This is a genomic window from Mucilaginibacter defluvii, assembly GCF_039543225.1.
In the GTDB taxonomy this organism is placed as follows: domain Bacteria; phylum Bacteroidota; class Bacteroidia; order Sphingobacteriales; family Sphingobacteriaceae; genus Mucilaginibacter; species Mucilaginibacter defluvii.
Map to the genome: position 1 here is coordinate 177,345 of NZ_BAABJI010000002.1, position 19,285 is coordinate 196,629.

Genomic DNA, 19,285 nt, shown 5'->3' on the forward strand with positions numbered 1-19,285 from the left:
CAAATGGAAAGTAAAGCAAAGCTCCTATCGAAAGGATAGCCGGAACGATATGAAAAGCTGCGGAGAAATAGCCAATTGTTAATTAAATAACAACTGATACGACTCACAGTCTTTAGACCTAATTTATATTGCTTCGTTATTTGTATTTATTCTAAATAAATATAGCTTTGCAAAAAAATGCCACACGGTTTCGGACCCGTGTGGCTAACCGGAAGATCCGGCTCACCTTTAATGTGGATTAAAAGTAATGCAAGTTAAAAAAATTTTGCTTTTAGGAGCGCTCTGTTCCAACGCGTTCATTGTAAACGCCGCCCCGAGAAATGTAGTATCGGGACCTGTTTTTAAAGCCTATGAAAAAACTTTACATCTAAACTCAAAAGCCGACGAAGAACAACATGGTTCAGTTCGCGGTCGTGTAACTACTGCTGATGGTAATGTAGCCATGGCCGTTACCGTATCATTAAAAGGTACCAAATACGGTAGCATTACCAACGAGGATGGTGAGTACCAGCTTAAACGCGTACCTGTTGGCGAGTATACACTCATCGTATCAGGCGTGGGTTTGGTTACTAAAGAAAAACAAGTTCAGGTAACCAAGGGCACTATCATCGTTGATTTTTCATTACAGGAAAACCTTGCACAGTTAGATGAGGTACAGATCAATACCCGCAAAAACAGGTTTAAAAATGACAAGGTATCGCCATCCTTAAGATTACAATCTCCGTTGATCGAGATACCACAAAACATACAGGTAATCAATAGCCAGCTGCTTGCCGACCAGTTAACCTTTGATATTGTTGATGGTGTAACCCGCAACGTGAGCGGTGCTACCCGTACCGGCCACTGGGATGCGCAGTATGCTAACATTTTTATGCGCGGTACAAACATCCCGGCATTCCGTAACGGCATGAACCAAAAAATGCCTTGGGGCCCTTTAGCTGATGATGCCGCTACTATTGATCGTATTGAATTTGTTAAAGGCCCTTCGGGCTTTATGATGGCCAATGGCGAACCGGGCGGTATTTACAACGTGGTAACTAAAAAGCCAACCGGCCAAAACCGTAGTTCGGTAACCCTGAGTGGTGGAGGTTACAACCTTGGCCGTGCAGCCATTGACCTGGATGGCAAATTATCGAAAGATGGTAAATTACTGTTCCGTTTAAACCTGGCGGCTCAAACCAAAGGCAGCTACAATAAATATAACTATACCGACAAGTACATCATTGCACCGGTAATTAGCTACCAGGTTGACAGCAATACGCTGATCACGGCCGAATATACCACGCAGCATGTAGAAGCTCAGGCTTTAGGTACTTACGGCTTTTCGCCAAAAGGTTTTGGCGATACCGACCCGAGCTTTTTTATTGGCGACCCGGCACTTGACCCGAATAAACTGAACGACCATAACGTTACCTTTTATTTAAACCACAGGCTAAACAGCAAATGGAAGCTGAACGGACAGGTGGCCTATGTAAGGTATGGCCTGGAAGGTGGCACGCCATGGCCATCAACCATAGCGCCTAATGGTGATATGCGCAGGTATCTGAACATAAGCGAGGAGCTGGCTATCAACAAGAATGCACAGTTAAGCATTATGGGCGATATTGTAGCCGGACCGGTAATCCACCGCATATTAACCGGTGTTGATATGGGTAATCTTAAAACCTGGGGCGATTTTAGCAGCGTTCAACAGCCTGACCTTCAACTGGCAGGTAATGCTACCTTTAACATATATAACCCAACTTACGGTATACCATTTGCCAACATACCATTTTTTGATCGCTCACGCAGTATACAAACACGCTCAGGATCAAACACCTATGCAACAAATTTAACTTATACAGGTGCTTACCTGCAGGATGAGATACGCATGCTGGATGAAAAGCTGCGCCTTACCCTTGCAGGCCGCTTTACCCATGCGGTGACTGTTGGTAAAACCAACAAAACTCAAATATCTAACGATGTATTTAGTCCGCGTGCCGGTTTAAGCTATTCAATAACTAATGATTTTAGCGCATATACCTTGTACGATCAGAGCTTCCTTCCGGTGGCAGGTCAGGACTTTTTTGGCGAAGCGTTTAAACCGATCAGGGGTAACAACATTGAAGTTGGCTTGAAAAAAGATTGGTTCAAAGGCCGTTGGAATACCACTGTTGCCGCTTACCGAATCACAAAAAAGAACGTGCTTACCGCTGACTTAGACCCTGCCCATATAGCGGCTAACCCTAATGCGCAGGTACAATTAGGCCAAATTGAATCAAAAGGTATCGAACTCGATATAACCGGTGAAATTGTTCAGAACCTGAACCTGGTATTGAACTACGCTTATACTGACGCAACGGTTAAAAAAGATAACAACGCAGCGCTTGTAGGCAATCCTGTTCCTAATTCAGCAAAACACATCACCAACGGATGGCTGTCATACCGTTTCCGTAAACAAGGCTCAATTTTAAAAGGGTTTGGTATAAACGGTGGTTACCAAATACAGTTGGACAGAAATTCAGGTTCAACATCTGTACCGTTAAAACTGCCTAACTACTACCGTTTTGATGCAGGCGTATCCTACGAGAAAGGCCGAATCACGGTATCAGGCTTAATAAACAACCTGTTCGATCGCCGTATGCTTACACAAGGCTCATACACCAAGCTGGCTACTGAAACAGCAACGTCGGTATCGTACTACACTTACATATACGAAGTGCCAAGAACCGGCAGATTGAGCATCACTTACAGGTTTAAATAATAATATAGATAAAGTACAACATCAGTATAATGACATCAACAAATAAAGCATCAGTAAAAGCCAAACAAAAAAATTCGCGCTTTAAGCGGATCAACAACTGGCTGCATTTATGGCTTGGCCTTATTTCAGGTGTGATTGTGCTGATCGTTTGCTTAACCGGCTGCATTTGGGTTTTTAACGAGGAAATAACAGCCCTGCTTGAGCCCGAAACCAATATTGAATGGCAGAATAAACCGGTGCTTAAACCTTCGCAATTAGCGGCAATAGCTACTAAGCAAAATCCAGGTAAGGTGGCCTCGTACGCTAACTACCAGCAGGGCCGTGCCATTAACCTTACCCTGCGCCCGGCCAATGCTAAAGCGGCTGATCGCAGGGGTGCTTACACGCTGTTAAAGATTAACCCTTACACCGGCAGGGTCATCTCGAAAGAAGAACATAAAGCCGGTGAAGCCGACTTTTTCAGGACAATTTTAAACGGGCACCGCTTTTTATGGCTGCCATCAGAAATTGGGCGGCCTATTGTAAATTATGGTACCCTGGTATTTGTTATACTGCTTATTACAGGATTGGTATGGTGGTATCCTAAAAAATGGAATAAATCAACCCGCGAAAAAAGTTTTACCATAAAATGGGGTGCATCATTTAAACGTGTAAACCTCGACCTGCATAACGTGCTGGGCTTTTATTCGCTGCTGTTTTTAGCTGCCATTGCGCTTACAGGCATGGTTTACGGTATTAAATGGTACAGCGAAAGCTTATACTGGGTAACAACCGGCGGCGAAACACTACCTGAGTTCAGAAGGCTGGAGTCGGACTCGCTGCAAAAAGGTAAAGGTTTCGCTCCTGACAAGGTGATGAATATAGCCTGGAACAAGGTGATCGCCAAGCACCCCAAATCCATGGGTTTCTACTACAGCTATCCTGATACCGCTAATGCCAAGGCTGCTGTTTATATTACCGTGTATCCGAACAAAGGGCAGTTTTATAATAGCCAGGGCTACACGTTTGATCAGCATACGTTAAAAGAAATTAAACGTACCGACCCTTATTCCGTGCCTTATAACCAGGCATCAGTCGGGCAAAAACTGCGTAAAATGAATTATGATATTCATGTGGGTAGTATACTTGGTTTTCCGGGTAAGGTGTTAGCTTTTTTGGCAGCGTTGATAGGGGCAAGCCTGCCGGTAACCGGCTTTTTGGTATGGTATGGTCGAAAATTTAAGAAGAAGCCGGATTTGAATAAAAGTAATTATCGTGCCGAAACTATTGGAACTACCAAAATCCGATCAATCAAAAAAATAAATCTCACTCAAAAACAGGCTGTATTATAGCAAATATAGTTGTTAAAGAATAGGATAATTTGCTTTGACTTATCATTAGCGTTGTAGTGCCTTAAGAATTTAACATAAACTGGCGATTGATGAATCCTCATCAGGCGTTTTGAATTGCCTTCTTCAACGTTATTGTCGATAGCATTTCAAATATGGCCGGGCCAGTGGAGTACGCTTAAAGTAAAGCCGTCAAAATCAACGATTTTGACGGCTTTTTGGTTTTGTGTGTATGCTGTTTAAAGGGTGGTTTGTTTGTAATTCTGCTACAAGGTTATTGATGGTTCGCGGTGGTAAAAACAACCAAGATTATACGGATTGCAATATACTTTATGGATAGGCAAGCAATTTATTAGTGATAGATTTCGATAGATAGTTTTGTGAATGTCGTTCAGGCAAATAATCATGTTCTTTTATGCTTCTAAAGTTTCAGAAAGGTGTTTAACATCGGTTCTTCGTAATCCTCCTTCGAACATCAAAATAATGTAATTGCGATTGCTTTAAAGTAAAATATTATTTTTTAACAATGACATAATTTAATATTTATATCAAAGTATGTTTTGCATTGTAAATACTTGATGGATAATAAAATGTTAACAAGCTATTGATGATCGGGACACTTGCTCTCAATTATTTTGTGATGTCTCTAACAGGTAATAATATTCTTATTTAGAGAAAAAAAATACTTTAAAGTTATCACATAATAATACAAGTACAATCCTGGTATATGGCGTGTTTTTACCCTTCGTTTTTCCCGAATAAAATGTACAAAGGCTTCCTTTTTCTTGCCTTTTTACTGGCTTTTCAATTCATTACTTTTGGTGCCTTTTCAAAGTCTGTTTTTTTCCAAAATACAGGTCGAATAGCCGGTAAGGTAGTTGATGAAAAGGGCGAAGGTATACCCGGAGCAACCGTTCGTGTTGCCGGCCAAACTATCGGCACGCAAACCGGCATTGATGGCAGTTTTTCGCTGGCTGTAAAAGCGGGTACCTATATTATCGATATAAGTTTTATATCGTACCAAACCAAACGTATTACGGATGTTGTTGTAAAAAGCGGTGAGGTAACGGCGCTAAACGTATCGTTACAACAGCAAACGGCACAGCTTAAGGAGGTTGTTGTGTCATCAACCTATCGCAAGTCATCTACCGAAGGGTTATATACCAGGCAAAAAAATGCCAGCAACATAACAAACGGTATATCGGCCGAGCAGATTGCCAAAACGCCCGACGCCAACGTGGGGCAATCATTAAAACGAATAAGCGGTTTAGCTACTTTTGATAATAAATATGTAATTGTTCGTGGCATATCTGAACGTTACAACGTGGCCACATTGGATGGTACACCACTGCCGAGCACTGATTATACGCAGCGTAACTTTTCGTTTGATTTATTGCCTGCCGAGGTAATTGAAGGTATAGTTGTACACAAAACCATAACGCCCGATCTGCCGGTTGGTTTTGCGGGCGGTATGGTACAGGTAAATACACGTGACATACCAACCAAAAATTTTGTAAGCTTCAGCATCGGTACAGGTTTCAACGATCAGTCAACCGGGAAGGATTTTATATCAGCCAAGCGCGGTAAGTATGATTATTTGGGCTATGATGACGGCACGCGTAAAATGGTGCCCAGTTTTAGAGTTACCGATGGAGCCACCGGAGCAGGCGCTGACGACCCGAGGGGCTTTACCGAAGCCGACTTTCAATATGCAAGGCAATTCACTAATAACTGGGGTTTATACAAATACAAAACGCAGCCTAACCAGAATTATACCTTTGGTATAGGGCAAAATTATAACCTGAAAAAAGACGGCGAGCGCATTGGCTTTATTGCAACACTCAACTATCGTAATACTCAAAGCATAGTCGATGTAGTTAACCAGCGCAGTATTTTTCTTTTTTCGCCTCAGGCGATAAACAATCTGTTTGACGGCAATCCTACCGGCTTTGGCAAAATCTATAATTTTAACACTACTTACGGCGGTGTTTTAAACATGGGCTATCGCAGTAAAAAGCATCAGATAAGTATACGCAACAGCTACAGCCGCATATTTTCAAATCCTACTACCATTATTTCAGGGTATGATAATGAGAGCGGCGGCGTATTGTTGGGCGCTCAATATGCTCCATCAACCATGCGTATTGTTACCGAGCCCGACTTTTTGGGCCTGCTTCAAAATAAAATACAGGGCGAACATCAGGCCGGTCTATATAAACTGAATTGGGACGTGAGCCGTACCGCGTTAAACCGCAGCCGTAAGGATATGCTGCGCAGGCAAATAGTAAACAATAATCAGTTATATGGTAATTATTTTCATGATTTTGTTGATGCGGATGCCATAAACGTTTTCCCTTTATCAAGGCAGGCTTTTGATGTGAAGGAAACGGATTATAACTGGACCGCCTCTGTTTCAAGGCCAATTTCAACGGCGCCGGAGTTTACAGGGACCGTGAAATTAGGTTATATCGGTTTCAATAAAAAGCAGGTAAACAATTTTATAACCGCTTACCTGAGGCCGGCAAGTAATAATGGTTTTGAACTTGATCCGAATTTCGTGATCGAAGATGTACATACGCCCGAAAACTTTGCGCCAAATAAGCTGGCTTATGAGGTAAACCCTATCGGATTGAACAGCTACGATGGTACATCGCAGTTTCACGCCGGTTACGCCATGGTTGACCAAACTTTGTGGGAAAAACTTCGCTTTGTTGGCGGCTTAAGGGTAGAGTATTTTAAACTCCAGCTTATCGGAGATGCAATAAGCAGCCTGAACGCACTAATATCAAGCCCGAACATTGTGCTTGTTGCTAATGAGGATGATATTGACAAGCCATGGCAAATTTTACCTTCGGCCAACCTTACCTATAGTGTAACCGACCAGTTCAAAGTAAAAGCGGCTTATTCACAAAGTATGGTTCGACCTGAATTTAACGAGCGCTCGTTTGCCACAAGGTACGATCCGGTGCTACAGGGCGACGTAACGGGTAACTTGGTAATCAGCACCAAAACTGACAGTTATGACTTACGCGGAGAATGGTACCCTGGCCTTGGCGAAATATTATCCGCAGGTATTTTTTACAAATACCTTGACAGGCCGCTTGAGCTAACTAAACGCGGCGGTCAGGATTTGTATGTATACAATAACGGGTTTTGGGCAAAAAGCTACGGCCTTGAGTTAGAAGTGCGCAAGCGCTTAGGCTTTATCAACAGTGATTTGCCGCTGCTTGATCAGGTAACCGTATTTAGTAACGCCACCCTTCTTCGCTCTAAAGTACGGGGAGCTTTGCCACCCCGCCCTGAACTGGTTGACCCGGCTAACCCAAACGTTTACAGGCTTGTATCTCAACCTGATGAAAGGGACAGGCCGTTATACGGGCAAACGCCTTTTTTGCTCAATACCGGCGTGGAGTATAGCGGTAAGATATTTGGATTCAACATTGTACATAATCATTCAGGCCGAAAATTCTATTTGCTTACAGACAACCTTGCGCTTAATGAGTATGAAGCCCCGTATGATCAGGTTGATGTACAGTTAAATGCCAATGTGCTTAAAAACAAAGGCAAAATCAGGTTCAACTTCGGCAACCTGTTTAACAACCGTAATTTTTACTATAACGGTATGGCCAGCTACGAGCCGATTGATCCTAATAACGCCGAAGCCGGCAACCGGTTAAAGCCGGGTTATACTGATGGTTATGAAAAAGATGATGTAATCACTTTTTCGCGCAAATACGGGCGCACGTTCACCCTATCATTTAATTACACTTTTTAGCATCAAACAAACAAAACTATATCAACAAACTAACTATCAATTCAGAAAAAAAATGAAAAAGTTTTTAATGCTTAGCGCAGCTGCGGCAACCCTTGCTTTCAGCAGCTGTAAAAAAGAATCGGCACCGGCTACTGAAGCTGCCGCTGATACTTTTGGTCCGGTAAAAACAAACGCTGTTGATTATGTTCAAAGCAATTTACCTAAAAAAACATTACAAGGTAACTACAGCACAAACCTTTCACTTAGCAATGACACCGTTTATGTTTTAAAAGGTATCGTAGCTGTTGACAATGCTACAATGACCATTGAAGCCGGTACAGTAATTATTGGTGAAGTTGATGCAAATAACAAACCAGGTACCCTGGTAATTTGCCGTCATGCTACAGTTCAGGCTGTTGGTACAGCGTCAGCGCCAATTATTTTTACCAGTGGTAAATTGCTTGATGGCAATACCTTTACTACTGCTGCTCCTGGCGATTTTGGTGGAGTTATCCTTTTAGGTCAGGCTCCATGTAACGTAGCTAATAAAACTATTGAAGGTTTAGATGCTATTGAACCTTTTGATAACCGTTTTGGCGGCAGCGTTGCTAACCACTCATCAGGTACGCTTAAATATGTACGTATCGAGTTCGGCGGTTACATTCTTTCAGCTAATAACGAAGTTAACGGTTTAACTTTAGGTGGCGTAGGCAGCGGTACTACTTTAGATCATATTGAAGTAGCTTACGGCAAAGATGACTCTTTCGAGTTTTTCGGTGGTACTGTAAACGCAACTTACCTGGTATCAATCGCTCCTGACGATGATAACTTTGACTTTGACAACGGTTATACCGGTACTATTCAGTACGGTTTAGCTATTGCTGACGCTTATGCTACACACAGCGCAAGCAGCGGTAACAGCGATTCAAACGGTATCGAGTCAGACAATAACGCACCTGCTGAAGATGCTAACTACGCTATCACTCCAAAAACACACCCTAAGCTTAAAAACTTTACCATTATTGGTGCTCCTGCTTTAAACAGCTGGTCTGCTCCGGGTTACCTGTATGCTGCACGTATCAGAAGAGGTTCTGAAATTGATTTTGAAAACTCTATCATCCTTGGCTATCCACAAGGTTTAGTTTTTGATGCCACTACTCAGGATTTTGTTACCAACAACGTGTCTGTTGTTAAAAACAACGTGCTTACCGCATTCCAAACTTCAATTAGCCCAACCAGCTTAAATAATAAAGCTGATGCAAACGGTAATAAAAGAAATGTTTGGGCTGCAAATGGCAACTCATATGCAAGGTTAACTCAACCTTTCCTTAACAACAGCAACGTTCAGGTTAACCCAATCAACACCAGCGCATCACCTGCAACTGCAGGCGGCTGGGGCGCTTTCAATACACAAAGCCGTCCGTTCTGGGGTAACACTACCTGGATGAAATACTACTATTGATCTGCAAACATCGTAATTACATAATTTACCCTGTTTGTTTGACGAATCTGCGCTTTAATATTTAAAGCGCAGATTTTTTCATATTCACCATAACCGTTTTGGTATGCAAATTAAAATATTACCCATAATTAACCGCGTTGTTTTTTTTGCCGTGTTGGCAAGTATAGCTGTTGCCTGTAAAAAAGAAGTTTACCGACCCGGTATAGCCTCCGGCACCCGCTTTCCGAAGCTGATTGTAAACGGCTTTAGCCTTGATAGCATACAGATAAGAATCGGGCCGAAAAGCATAGCGGCCGGTTACTTGTTTGAAGATATTTCTGCCAATGCATTCGTGGTACCGTTTGATAGTACGCAAACGCTGAGCCGTATTGTGATGTATAAAAAAGATGGAAGCACACCTTACCAGGGCAGCCAGATCAATTTTAAAGATAAGTACCGGGATACAACCTTAAACGTTTTTTTTGACGGGAAAACCATCGAGTATAACCCCGTTTTAAAAAAGCCGATGGCTGGTAAAATGGGGCTGCGGATAAACTTCCGGTCAATAGCCTCAAATTACCGCGGGGCAGTTGATATAGCGATATACGAGCGTTACGCTGATAGTGAAGGCAATACCCTGATCAAGCCCGAAGCGCAGGTTATAAAAAATGTTAAGCGGGATGAATTTAGCCCCTATGTGGAGATTAATGGACCAACTACCGCCGATAATTTTTTAGATTATATATTTTATGTGCGTATGGCTGGTACTGATAACGCTATTAATTATCCTAACGGGGTTACGGTTACTCCTTTTGAGACATTCCCTTTTCAACCCGATTATACCTCGCTGTTAACGATAAACGATATAAGGCTTGTTACCGAGAACCCGAACCGGATAATTTACAGCATAACTGATCGCGCTAACGCGTTTCCTCAGGAATAGTAATTACTTAACATTTAACGCTGCCTTTGCGGCGTAATCAGATGCTGAATTATATAATTCGGCATTTTTTGTTTGCCTTGACGTGATGCTTAAGGCTTCGGAGCCGTTTATCAACGCGAGGGTGTGTTTCAAAATAGGGTCAAACTCGTTGCCAAATGGCTGTAAAGGCAAATTATCCCACTCGTTAACCGTCTCGGCGGGTGTGATGCCGCCGGAGTAGTTTCCGGCACCTAAGGCGTTGTAAAGCTTATAAACAATTGGGTACATAGTCCAGTTGATCCTTTTCGGCGTTCGTTTATCGCTGATGGTGATTGAGGCCTCATCTTTTCCGAGGGTTGTTTGGCCTATTTGTATTACATTGATATATGGCTTTAAGTTATTGATCACCAACTCCGCGGCTGAAGCAGTTGCCCCGGTTGTTAACACAAACAACCTTTTAAGACTTAGATTTTGCTGATAGAGATTTGAAAATGCAGGCCCGCCCTCGGCTTGCGCCGCAGTGGCAAAACCCTCTTTGCGCACAGCAGCATTTTTGTTTCCGCGATATTCAATAAAAGGCATGGTTTGATTAATATTGGGAGCTATCATACTGCACAACGCGGCTGCTGCGGCTACTTCACCACCGGCGTTATACCGCATGTCCAAAATCAGGTCGGTTACGCCTGCTGCCTTGAACCCCGAGAAAACGGATATATAGGCATTGCGGTCGGCGTTATTGAATATGGTGAAAAACAAGTATGCCGTTTTTTTGCCGTTATTATCAAATACCTTATAAACTGAGCTTTCTTCAAGTGTACGGCCCTCAAGTACGTTGGCCGTGCCTGTTTCTTTTATCACGCCGTTTTCAATGCTGGCTTGCATCAGCTGTACTGAGGTGTTTTTTAACAGATCAGCTTGCAGGTTAACGGCGTTGGCCGAAGTAAGGGTTGTGCCGTTAATTTGGGTAAAATATCGCCCCCGGCGTAAGCCCGCCGTTTGCGCCGGTGATGCATTAAGCACAAGTGTTACCAGGCCTATAACCTGTTTGCTTTTGGGCTCTGTAAAAACAACATAGTCAAAACCATATTTTGAACGGCTGGTGGCCTTTAACGATGACGAGGCGGCAGAAGTAATGAAAGAAAACCTGTCGGCCGTGTTTATAACACTGCTAAAAAAGGGTACCGGTTCCTGGTCTGGTTTAACACTGCCGGGCAAGTTGTCGGCCCAGTAATAATAGCGTTTAAGGCTATCCATTACCCAGGTATTAATTTCGGCATTTGTTACCGGCCCGGTAAATGGCTCAACGGTATCATTTTTTTTGCAGCTGTTTAATGCAAGCGCACCTGTAAAAAACGTAAATATGTATGCTTTTTTAACGTAAGTATGTAGTGCCATAAATATGTCGGGGCTATTACATCAAAAATACCTAACACAGGCATAGTAATACCTTAATAATATCCGTGTTTGTATAAAATAATATCTCTTTAACACATTGATAACATAACTATCGGTTTTGCTAATAATCAGTTACTTAAGAATGGTATTTAATATATTATAAAAACATGCCGGTAATATTTATCTAATATTGCCCTGATAGTTTTACGCTTAACTAACACGGGTATACTGTGTTTGTTAAGCGTGATAAAAATGTACAACCCCTTATTTAAACTACGCACTCTATTTTTTAGAAATAGTGCCGCTGTAATATTTTCGTGTATGGCGATATGGCTCCTGTCGTCATGCAGCGCTAAGCGGAACCTGGTTTACCTTAGCGATATTGCTGATACCGCAGCCTACAGCGCAGCAATAACTAATATGAGCGAACCCCGGATTCAACATGGTGACATCTTAAGCATCACCATTAACAACGTTGATCCCGAAACAAGCAATTTATTTAATAAGGGTATTTTGCCGGTAGCTGCCAGCAATCCGTTGCAAGGAAATACAGGCCTAACGGCGCAAAATATTGAAGGTTATCTGGTTGATAAAACCGGCAGCATCAATTTTCCATCGGTAGGTAAAATAAAGCTGGAGGGGCTAACGCCGGAGGAGGCCGTAGGAAAGATAACAACGGCAGTGGGTACGCTTGTGAAAAATCCGATAGTTAATGTACGATTTCTGAATTTCAAGGTAACCGTTATAGGCGAGGTAAATAAACCGGGCGTATTCAACGTAACCAACAATAAGCTAAATATATTGGAGGCGCTTGGTTTAGCCGGGGATATGACCATGTATGGCAGGCGCGAGGATGTTTGGGTGATGCATGAAGAGAAGGGAAACCGGAAAATAACGCACATTAATTTAAACAGCGGCAATGCCTTGCAGTCGCCGGCATTTTACCTGCAGCAAAACGATGTGGTGTATGTTAAGCCTGATAAAATGAAGGAGAAGCAGGCGCGCACCGATACCAAAACATTATCCATCATTGTAGCGGCAGCTACAGTTATTACGGTTATTATTTCAAGGCTATTTTAACACGAAGCACCTACATGTCGCAACCTAATCCATTTCAGCTTCAACCACTACAGCCGGTTAAACTAAAGGATGTTTTTATAAAATACCGTCGCAACGGGGGATGGTTTATACTATCCGTAATGTTGTGTGTTATACTGGCATTTTTTTACCTGCGGTATGCAACAACTCAGTACCGGGTTAATAGCACCATCCTTTTAAAAAGCAATGATAAGGGAGCCGATATGTCGCAGGTTGGTGATATGTTCAGTGATCTCGAGATTTTTAATGGCGGTAAAAATATTGATGATGAGATAGAGGTACTTAAGGGCAAAACACTTATGCTGCGCGTACTGCGTGAACTTAATTTAACCGCAACTTACTATAAAGAAGGCAAGATCAAAAAAACGGAAGTATATGGCCGTTCATTACCGGTGCGGCTCATTGTAAAAAAGCTCGATTCACTATCTGGCGGTAAAAGTGTAATCATAACCCCGGTTTCGGCTACACGGTACACCTGGGATGATGGAAGCACAAAAAAAACATACCCGTTCGGCCGCGAAATCAGTAACAACTATGGCGTGTTTACGGCAATTCCGTCAGGTAAAGCAATACCCACTTTAAATGAAAGCGTTATAGTGCAGTTAAATAACAGTAAGAAGCTGGTTGCTGATTATTTGCGTGAACTTACCATAACTCCTGTTAATAAAAACGGCAATGTACTTAAACTGAGCCTTAATACATCGGTGCCCCAAAAAGGGATTGATGTGCTTAATAAACTGGTACAGCTATATAACATCGAGGGTATTGAAAACAAGAATGAAATTGCCGCAAAAACAATCAGCTTTATTGATGGCCGGCTGATATACCTGGTTAGAGAGCTCTCAGGGGTTGAAAAAGATGTAGAGAATTATAAAAAGAAGAACGATGTAACGGATATTAGTTCAGAATCGCAGCAGTACCTGCAAAACACCGGCGACTATGAAAAAAAGCTGAGCGATTATGAAATACAGATCAGCATACTGCAGTCTGTACAAAATTACATTGCCAAACAGGGGCCGCAGTTTGACCTTGTACCCAGTTCGTTAAGTATACACGATGCTACGCTGGTTCAACTGATAGACAGTTATAACCAATTACAGTTGCAGCGCAAGCGCATACTTTCTTCAAATTATGAAACGAGTCCGGTTGTAATTAATATAACCGACCAGTTGAACGCACTGCGGGGCAACATACTTGAGAATATTAAAAACATCAAAAGGGGCCTGATTATTTCCCGTAATGCCTTGGCTACAAAGAATGTAAAATTCGAGTCGCTTAAAAAAAATGTACCATCAATTGAGCGCGAACTGCTTGAAATAAAAAGGCAGCAAAATATAAAGGAAAATCTTTACCAGTACCTGCTTCAAAAACGCGAAGAAGCCACATTGTCAAAAGCGGCGGCAGTGTCAAACTTTACCATTATTGACCGGGCCGATGTGGATGATCTGCCGGTTAAGCCGCAACGTTCGCTTATTTTGTTGTTGGCATTAATAGCCGGTTTGGTACTGCCGGTTATTGTAATGGCCATACGTAACGTGTTAAATGATAAGGTTACCACTATTGATGATATTAAAGATGCTGAGGTGCCTGTGCTTGGCGAGATCATCCACATACTATCGCATAACAAGGTTTTGGTAGAGAAGAACAGCCGTACAGTATTTTCAGAAATGTTCAGGCTGCTGCGAAGCAAACTCCAGCTATCGGCTACAGAAGATCAAAATAAGGTATTGCTGGTAACTTCAACCATGAGTGGCGAAGGCAAAACATTTTTTAGCATAAACATGGGCGCTACGCTTGCCCTTGCCGGTAAAAAGGTTTTGCTAATGGAGTTTGATTTGCGTAAACCCAAGCTTATCAATGACATGGGCCTATCGGCAAAGTTGGGGATAACTAATTACCTGGTGTCAGATAAATATCAGCTTGATGATTTAATTATTCAGGTACCCGAAATAAGTAACCTCTATGTAATTGGATGTGGCGATGTACCACCAAATCCCTCGGAACTGATATTGAGCGATAAAATGGTTACGCTGTTTGAACAACTTAAGCGACAGTTCGATCATGTTATTATTGATTCACCCCCGGTAGGATTGATTGCGGACGCTTACAATCTGTCGATGTTTGCAGACCGGACACTTTATCTGATACGTTACAACTATACGCTTAAGGAGCAGGTAAAAATAATCCAGGAGATACGCACGAGGAAAGAATTGCGGAATATGATGCTGGTTTTGAATGACGGGCGTAAAGAGAATATGCAGGGTTATGGCGATTATGGTTACCGGTACAGCTATGGCTATACCATAGATGATAAGCAGCCGGCATCATGGTGGAAAAGATTAGTTGCGCGGCTTTGATACATGCGTTAAAAGTTAAACTGTTTTTCACATATATACAACATTGGTTGCATTACTTTACTTACGATAACTATTATCACTATCACCCATGTCCCTCACAATTAATACTATTGATCCGCGTATCGCCGTAATTGGTTTAGGTTACGTTGGCTTACCGCTTGCTGTTGAATTTGCCAGGAAATATAAGGTTACAGGCTTTGATATCAATGCCGATCGTGTACGTGATCTGCGTTCGGGCTTTGATAAAACCCGCGAAGTTTCTAACGCTGATTTAACGGCTGTATTGGAAGCAAATAGTGAAAAAAACGGTCTGTCAATAAGCGGTAATCCGGCTGATTTAAATGATGCCGATGTATATATCGTAACCGTACCCACCCCCGTGGATAAACATAACCGGCCGGACCTTACACCGCTATATAAAGCGAGCAAAGTAGTGGCCAATGCATTAAAGCCGGGTAATATAGTTATTTACGAATCAACCGTATACCCCGGCGTTACCGAAGATGAATGCGTGCCGGTTCTCGAAAGGATATCGGGCATGACCTTTAATACCGATTTTTTTGTTGGCTATTCGCCGGAACGGATCAACCCCGGCGACAAAGAGCATACAGTTACCCGCATTAGAAAGGTAACATCGGGCTCTACGCCCGAAGCTGCTGAAGTGATAGATACATTGTACCGGTCTATCATCACCGCGGGCACTTACAAGGCGGCATCTATAAAAGTTGCTGAGGCTGCAAAGGTTATTGAGAATGCCCAGCGCGACATAAACATTGCTTTTGTAAACGAGCTGGCAAAGATATTCTGCAAAATAGGTATCGATACACGCGATGTACTTGACGCGGCTTCAACCAAATGGAACTTCCTGAAATTCAGTCCGGGGCTGGTTGGCGGGCATTGTATCGGGGTAGATCCGTATTACCTGTCGCAAAAGGCACAGGAGGTAGGGTATCATCCCGAAATAATACTGGCAGGCCGTAAGCTTAATGATGGCATGGGGGAATATATAGCTCATGAGGTGATTAAGCTGATGGTTAAAAAGGACATACCCGTGAAAAACGCCAACATTTTAATAATGGGTATAACTTTTAAGGAAAATTGCCCTGATGTGCGTAACACCAGGGTTGTTGATATTGTACATACCCTGCAGGAATTTGACGGCAACATCACCATTTACGATCCGCTGGCTAATTGCCAGGAAGTTAAACATGAATTTGGGCTTGAATGCGTAAATGAGCTGGACGATACCACCATTTTTGATGTGGTGATACTTGCAGTTGCGCACGATGAATTCAAAGCTATAGATATTGAAAGGTTATGTTATGGCCATAAAGTGATATATGATGTAAAATCAGTATTGCCTAAAGAATTGGCCGATGCAAGATTGTAACGCTATGCAACTGAAAAAATATCACACCGGTTCAATAAGCAACTGCTCGTTTTTAGTAACAGGGGGCGCGGGGTTTATTGGTAGCCACCTGGCAGCTTACCTGCTGGCTCACGGGGCAGGCAAAGTACGCGTACTGGATAACTTTTCAACCGGTTCAAAAGCCAATGTAGCGCCGTTTGTACAAAATGCTTCATTTGAGTTGCTGAAAGGCGACATCAGAGATGCTGATACCTGCGAGCGAGCAATGCAAGGAATTGACTATGTATTGCACGAGGCCGCGTTAGGTTCAGTCCCCCGTTCCATTACCGATCCGGCAACAACAAACGATGTAAACATTACCGGTTTTTTAAACATACTTACAGCGGCTAAAGAAGCAGGCGTAAAGCGCATGGTGTATGCCGCAAGCTCAAGCACTTATGGCGACAGTAAGGAGTTACCAAAAGTAGAAGAGCATATCGGGAAGCCGCTTTCACCCTATGCGGTAACCAAGTATGTAAATGAGTTGTATGCCGGTGTGTTTGCAAAAGTTTATGGGTTTAATACTATTGGCCTTAGGTACTTTAACGTTTTTGGGCCGGGGCAAAACCCTGCCGGGCCATACGCGGCTGTAATACCGCTTTTTATGAAAGCCGCGTTAACTAACCAATCGCCTAAGATAAACGGCGATGGCTTAACAAGCCGCGATTTTACCTTTGTTGATAATGTAATACAAGCCAACATAAAAGCCCTTTTTAAAGATGAAATAAGTGGACACGAGGTATTTAACATAGCCTGCGGCAGCCGTACCACCTTAAATGAACTATGGCGATATATAACCGATTGTGCCGGGATAAACACCACAGCTGTTTACGGTGATGAGCGGAGCGGGGATGTTAGGCATAGCCTGGCATCTATACAAAAAGCGGCAGATATTTTGGGCTACATTCCGGAGGTGCCTGTACAGCAAGGGTTGAATATTACATACCAATGGTATAAGATGCAGTATGACGTTCATCACCCGGTTTAACCCTTAACCTTATGTTAAAAAAGGTATTTCAAAAAGGTATTTCAAAAAACTACTACTGGGCATTTTTAGGTAACCTGGCCAGTGCGGCAAGCCAGTGGGTGGTGCTAATGCTTATTTCAAAATTATACGGCACAGCGCAAATGGGCTCCTACTCGCTGGCATTGGCCTGGATACTGCCTTTATACGCCTTCTTCTCCTTGCAAATCAGAAATATTCATGTGGCCGACCAGGCAAACAGTTATGGGTTTAATCTTTTCTTTCAGCTGCGCTTATTGGGTGCGGTTTTATTCTTTATCACTGTATGTTTAATAGGCGTTTTGTTTTATAAGCATATACTGCTGGTTTTTGTATTCGGCGGTTTGTTTAAGGTGTTTGAAATGATAAGCGACATGATACATGCCGAATTTCACAAGCGAAGCAAAAATGAGGTATATGGTAAAATGCTACTGCTGCGCGCTGTACTTGCTATTGCACTCAATCTGCTGTTGTTCCGTGCATTACCGTCGTTTCAGGTAGGTCTTATTTCGTTACCCATCGCCTACTTAATTACCATGCTGATTGATTTCAGGCTGCTTGGTAATTTAGGTATCAGTATCAGCTTTGATATAAATAAACCCATGCTTAAAAAGCTGGCAGGCACGGGTATACTCACAGGCCTGTCATTATTGCTTTTGTACCTCTTGCCCAACATACCGCGTTTTATTCTCGAAAAATTTCGCAATAGTTTTGAGTTGGGCTTGTATTCCGGCTACTCAGCGCTGGTGATATTCAGCCGCATCTTTGTGCAATCCGTCGTACAAAACAGCCTGCCCCGGCTTGCCCGGCATTATGATGAAGATAACCTAAGCGGATTTTTGTCAATACTAAAAAAAGAAGGTCTGATGGTGACGGTGCTCGGCCTGTTACAGTTTTCCCTGTTACCTATAGCAAACTGGCTGTTTCCCATATTATTCAATCGCGATTTCATCGGCAACAATATGTTGCTGAGCCTGATATTTTGCGGCTCCATATTTTCATTCATAGCATTTGTATTAAACAACGGCATTAATGCCATGAAGATGTTTAGTATACAACTGCCTGTTTACAGCATACTAACTATACTAAGCCTTGTGCTTGGGTGGTTAATTATTCCATATTATGGATTAAACGGCGCGGGCATGGTTTACCTGCTGATGAATATACTATTGTGTATTATGCTGATAAGCACTATGCTTTTCAGGCTAAAGTCCCGGCAAAAAGCGATACATAACCAATTAACAACCAGGTTAGAGGTATGCTGAAGTTTGCAATTGCCATATGCTCAGTTTTGCCGCGGGGTTTGCTGGTGTTTATTTACGATGCCATACGGCCGTTTTCACAAAAAATATTTATCGGTATCAGGTATTGTATCGTTAAAAGTTTGTGCGCGTCGGCAGGCACCAAAATCATTGTCGGCACCAACGTAACGTTTAAGAATTGGAACAGTATAGTTATCGGTTCAAATGTTAGTATACACGACAGTTGTTACATTGAAGGTTATGGCGGTATCATCATAGGCAGTGATGTTTCAATAGCCCATCATTGCTCATTATTAAGCAGCAGCCACACCTGGGATAATCATGACCTCGCCATAAGGTTGAACCCCGTACAAAAGAGGCCACTCAAAATTAACTCGAACGTGTGGCTGGGTTGCGGCGTGCGTGTTTTAGGTGGCGTTACCGTTAACGATAATGTGATAATAGGTGCAGGTGGAGTGGTAACCAAAAGCCTTGCCGCAAATGGTATATACGTGGGCAACCCGATTAAATATTACAAGCAGGTTTATCCTCAACACGCTGGGGTAGAACAACAAGTGTCGGCGTATGAATAGTT

12 protein-coding genes are annotated in these 19,285 nt (G+C 42.6%); 11 read left to right on the forward strand and 1 reads right to left on the reverse strand.

The annotated features are described in order from the left end of the window. Positions 1-247 precede the first annotated feature (247 nt). From ABD960_RS07110 to ABD960_RS07130, 5 genes are all read left to right on the forward strand, one after another. The gene (locus ABD960_RS07110; RefSeq protein WP_345330259.1) at positions 248-2,743 is read left to right on the forward strand and encodes a TonB-dependent siderophore receptor; all 2,496 of its coding nucleotides are present in this window, start codon (positions 248-250) and stop codon (positions 2,741-2,743) included. 29 nt (positions 2,744-2,772) lie between these two features. Then, positions 2,773-4,074, forward strand: coding sequence for a PepSY-associated TM helix domain-containing protein (locus ABD960_RS07115; RefSeq protein WP_345330261.1), 1,302 nt, complete (start codon positions 2,773-2,775; stop codon positions 4,072-4,074). 724 nt (positions 4,075-4,798) lie between these two features. Then, the gene (locus tag ABD960_RS07120; protein WP_345330263.1) at positions 4,799-7,846 is read left to right on the forward strand and encodes a TonB-dependent receptor domain-containing protein; all 3,048 of its coding nucleotides are present in this window, start codon (positions 4,799-4,801) and stop codon (positions 7,844-7,846) included. 52 nt (positions 7,847-7,898) lie between these two features. Next, a complete protein-coding gene (locus ABD960_RS07125) occupies positions 7,899-9,287 on the forward strand; it encodes a hypothetical protein (protein ID WP_345330265.1) in 1,389 nt (462 codons plus the stop codon). 103 nt (positions 9,288-9,390) lie between these two features. Next, the gene (locus ABD960_RS07130) at positions 9,391-10,209 is read left to right on the forward strand and encodes a hypothetical protein (RefSeq protein WP_345330267.1); all 819 of its coding nucleotides are present in this window, start codon (positions 9,391-9,393) and stop codon (positions 10,207-10,209) included. 3 nt (positions 10,210-10,212) lie between these two features. On the opposite strand, the gene ABD960_RS07135 is transcribed toward ABD960_RS07130, so the two are convergent. After that, the gene (locus tag ABD960_RS07135; protein ID WP_345330269.1) at positions 10,213-11,583 is read right to left on the reverse strand and encodes a S41 family peptidase; all 1,371 of its coding nucleotides are present in this window, start codon (positions 11,581-11,583) and stop codon (positions 10,213-10,215) included. Between the two features lie 321 nt (positions 11,584-11,904). Here ABD960_RS07135 and ABD960_RS07140 point away from each other — a divergent pair, with 321 nt between their 5' ends. From ABD960_RS07140 to ABD960_RS07165, 6 genes are all read left to right on the forward strand, one after another. After that, a complete protein-coding gene (locus tag ABD960_RS07140; protein ID WP_345330271.1) occupies positions 11,905-12,663 on the forward strand; it encodes a polysaccharide biosynthesis/export family protein in 759 nt (252 codons plus the stop codon). Positions 12,664-12,677: 14 nt separating this feature from the next. Further along, on the forward strand, positions 12,678-15,038 hold the full coding sequence (locus tag ABD960_RS07145) for a GumC family protein (RefSeq protein WP_345330273.1): 2,361 nt from the start codon (positions 12,678-12,680) through the stop codon (positions 15,036-15,038). Between the two features lie 88 nt (positions 15,039-15,126). Then, positions 15,127-16,428: a nucleotide sugar dehydrogenase gene (locus tag ABD960_RS07150; protein WP_345330275.1), complete on the forward strand. Its 1,302-nt coding sequence runs from the start codon at positions 15,127-15,129 to the stop codon at positions 16,426-16,428. A gap of 4 nt (positions 16,429-16,432) precedes the next feature. Further along, complete coding sequence (locus tag ABD960_RS07155) at positions 16,433-17,434, forward strand: SDR family oxidoreductase (RefSeq protein ID WP_345330277.1); 1,002 nt, start codon at positions 16,433-16,435, stop codon at positions 17,432-17,434. Positions 17,435-17,445: 11 nt separating this feature from the next. After that, positions 17,446-18,714: a lipopolysaccharide biosynthesis protein gene (locus tag ABD960_RS07160; RefSeq protein ID WP_345330279.1), complete on the forward strand. Its 1,269-nt coding sequence runs from the start codon at positions 17,446-17,448 to the stop codon at positions 18,712-18,714. Further along, positions 18,708-19,283 (forward strand): acyltransferase, encoded by a 576-nt coding sequence (locus ABD960_RS07165; RefSeq protein ID WP_345330281.1) that lies wholly within the window; start codon positions 18,708-18,710, stop codon positions 19,281-19,283. Before ABD960_RS07160 ends, ABD960_RS07165 begins: the two co-directional genes overlap by 7 nt. Positions 19,284-19,285: the final 2 nt, after the last annotated feature.

Bases quoted from the DNA above. Each gene is read 5' to 3' on its own strand.
- ABD960_RS07110 (WP_345330259.1), top strand. From the start codon at position 248: ATGCAAGTTAAAAAAATTTTGCTTTTAGGAGCGCTCTGTTCCAACGCG.
- ABD960_RS07115 (WP_345330261.1), top strand. From the start codon at position 2,773: ATGACATCAACAAATAAAGCATCAGTAAAAGCCAAACAAAAAAATTCG.
- ABD960_RS07120 (WP_345330263.1), top strand. From the start codon at position 4,799: ATGGCGTGTTTTTACCCTTCGTTTTTCCCGAATAAAATGTACAAAGGC.
- ABD960_RS07125 (WP_345330265.1), top strand. From the start codon at position 7,899: ATGAAAAAGTTTTTAATGCTTAGCGCAGCTGCGGCAACCCTTGCTTTC.
- ABD960_RS07130 (WP_345330267.1), top strand. From the start codon at position 9,391: ATGCAAATTAAAATATTACCCATAATTAACCGCGTTGTTTTTTTTGCC.
- ABD960_RS07135 (WP_345330269.1), bottom strand. From the start codon at position 11,583: ATGGCACTACATACTTACGTTAAAAAAGCATACATATTTACGTTTTTT.
- ABD960_RS07140 (WP_345330271.1), top strand. From the start codon at position 11,905: ATGGCGATATGGCTCCTGTCGTCATGCAGCGCTAAGCGGAACCTGGTT.
- ABD960_RS07145 (WP_345330273.1), top strand. From the start codon at position 12,678: ATGTCGCAACCTAATCCATTTCAGCTTCAACCACTACAGCCGGTTAAA.
- ABD960_RS07150 (WP_345330275.1), top strand. From the start codon at position 15,127: ATGTCCCTCACAATTAATACTATTGATCCGCGTATCGCCGTAATTGGT.
- ABD960_RS07155 (WP_345330277.1), top strand. From the start codon at position 16,433: ATGCAACTGAAAAAATATCACACCGGTTCAATAAGCAACTGCTCGTTT.
- ABD960_RS07160 (WP_345330279.1), top strand. From the start codon at position 17,446: ATGTTAAAAAAGGTATTTCAAAAAGGTATTTCAAAAAACTACTACTGG.
- ABD960_RS07165 (WP_345330281.1), top strand. From the start codon at position 18,708: ATGCTGAAGTTTGCAATTGCCATATGCTCAGTTTTGCCGCGGGGTTTG.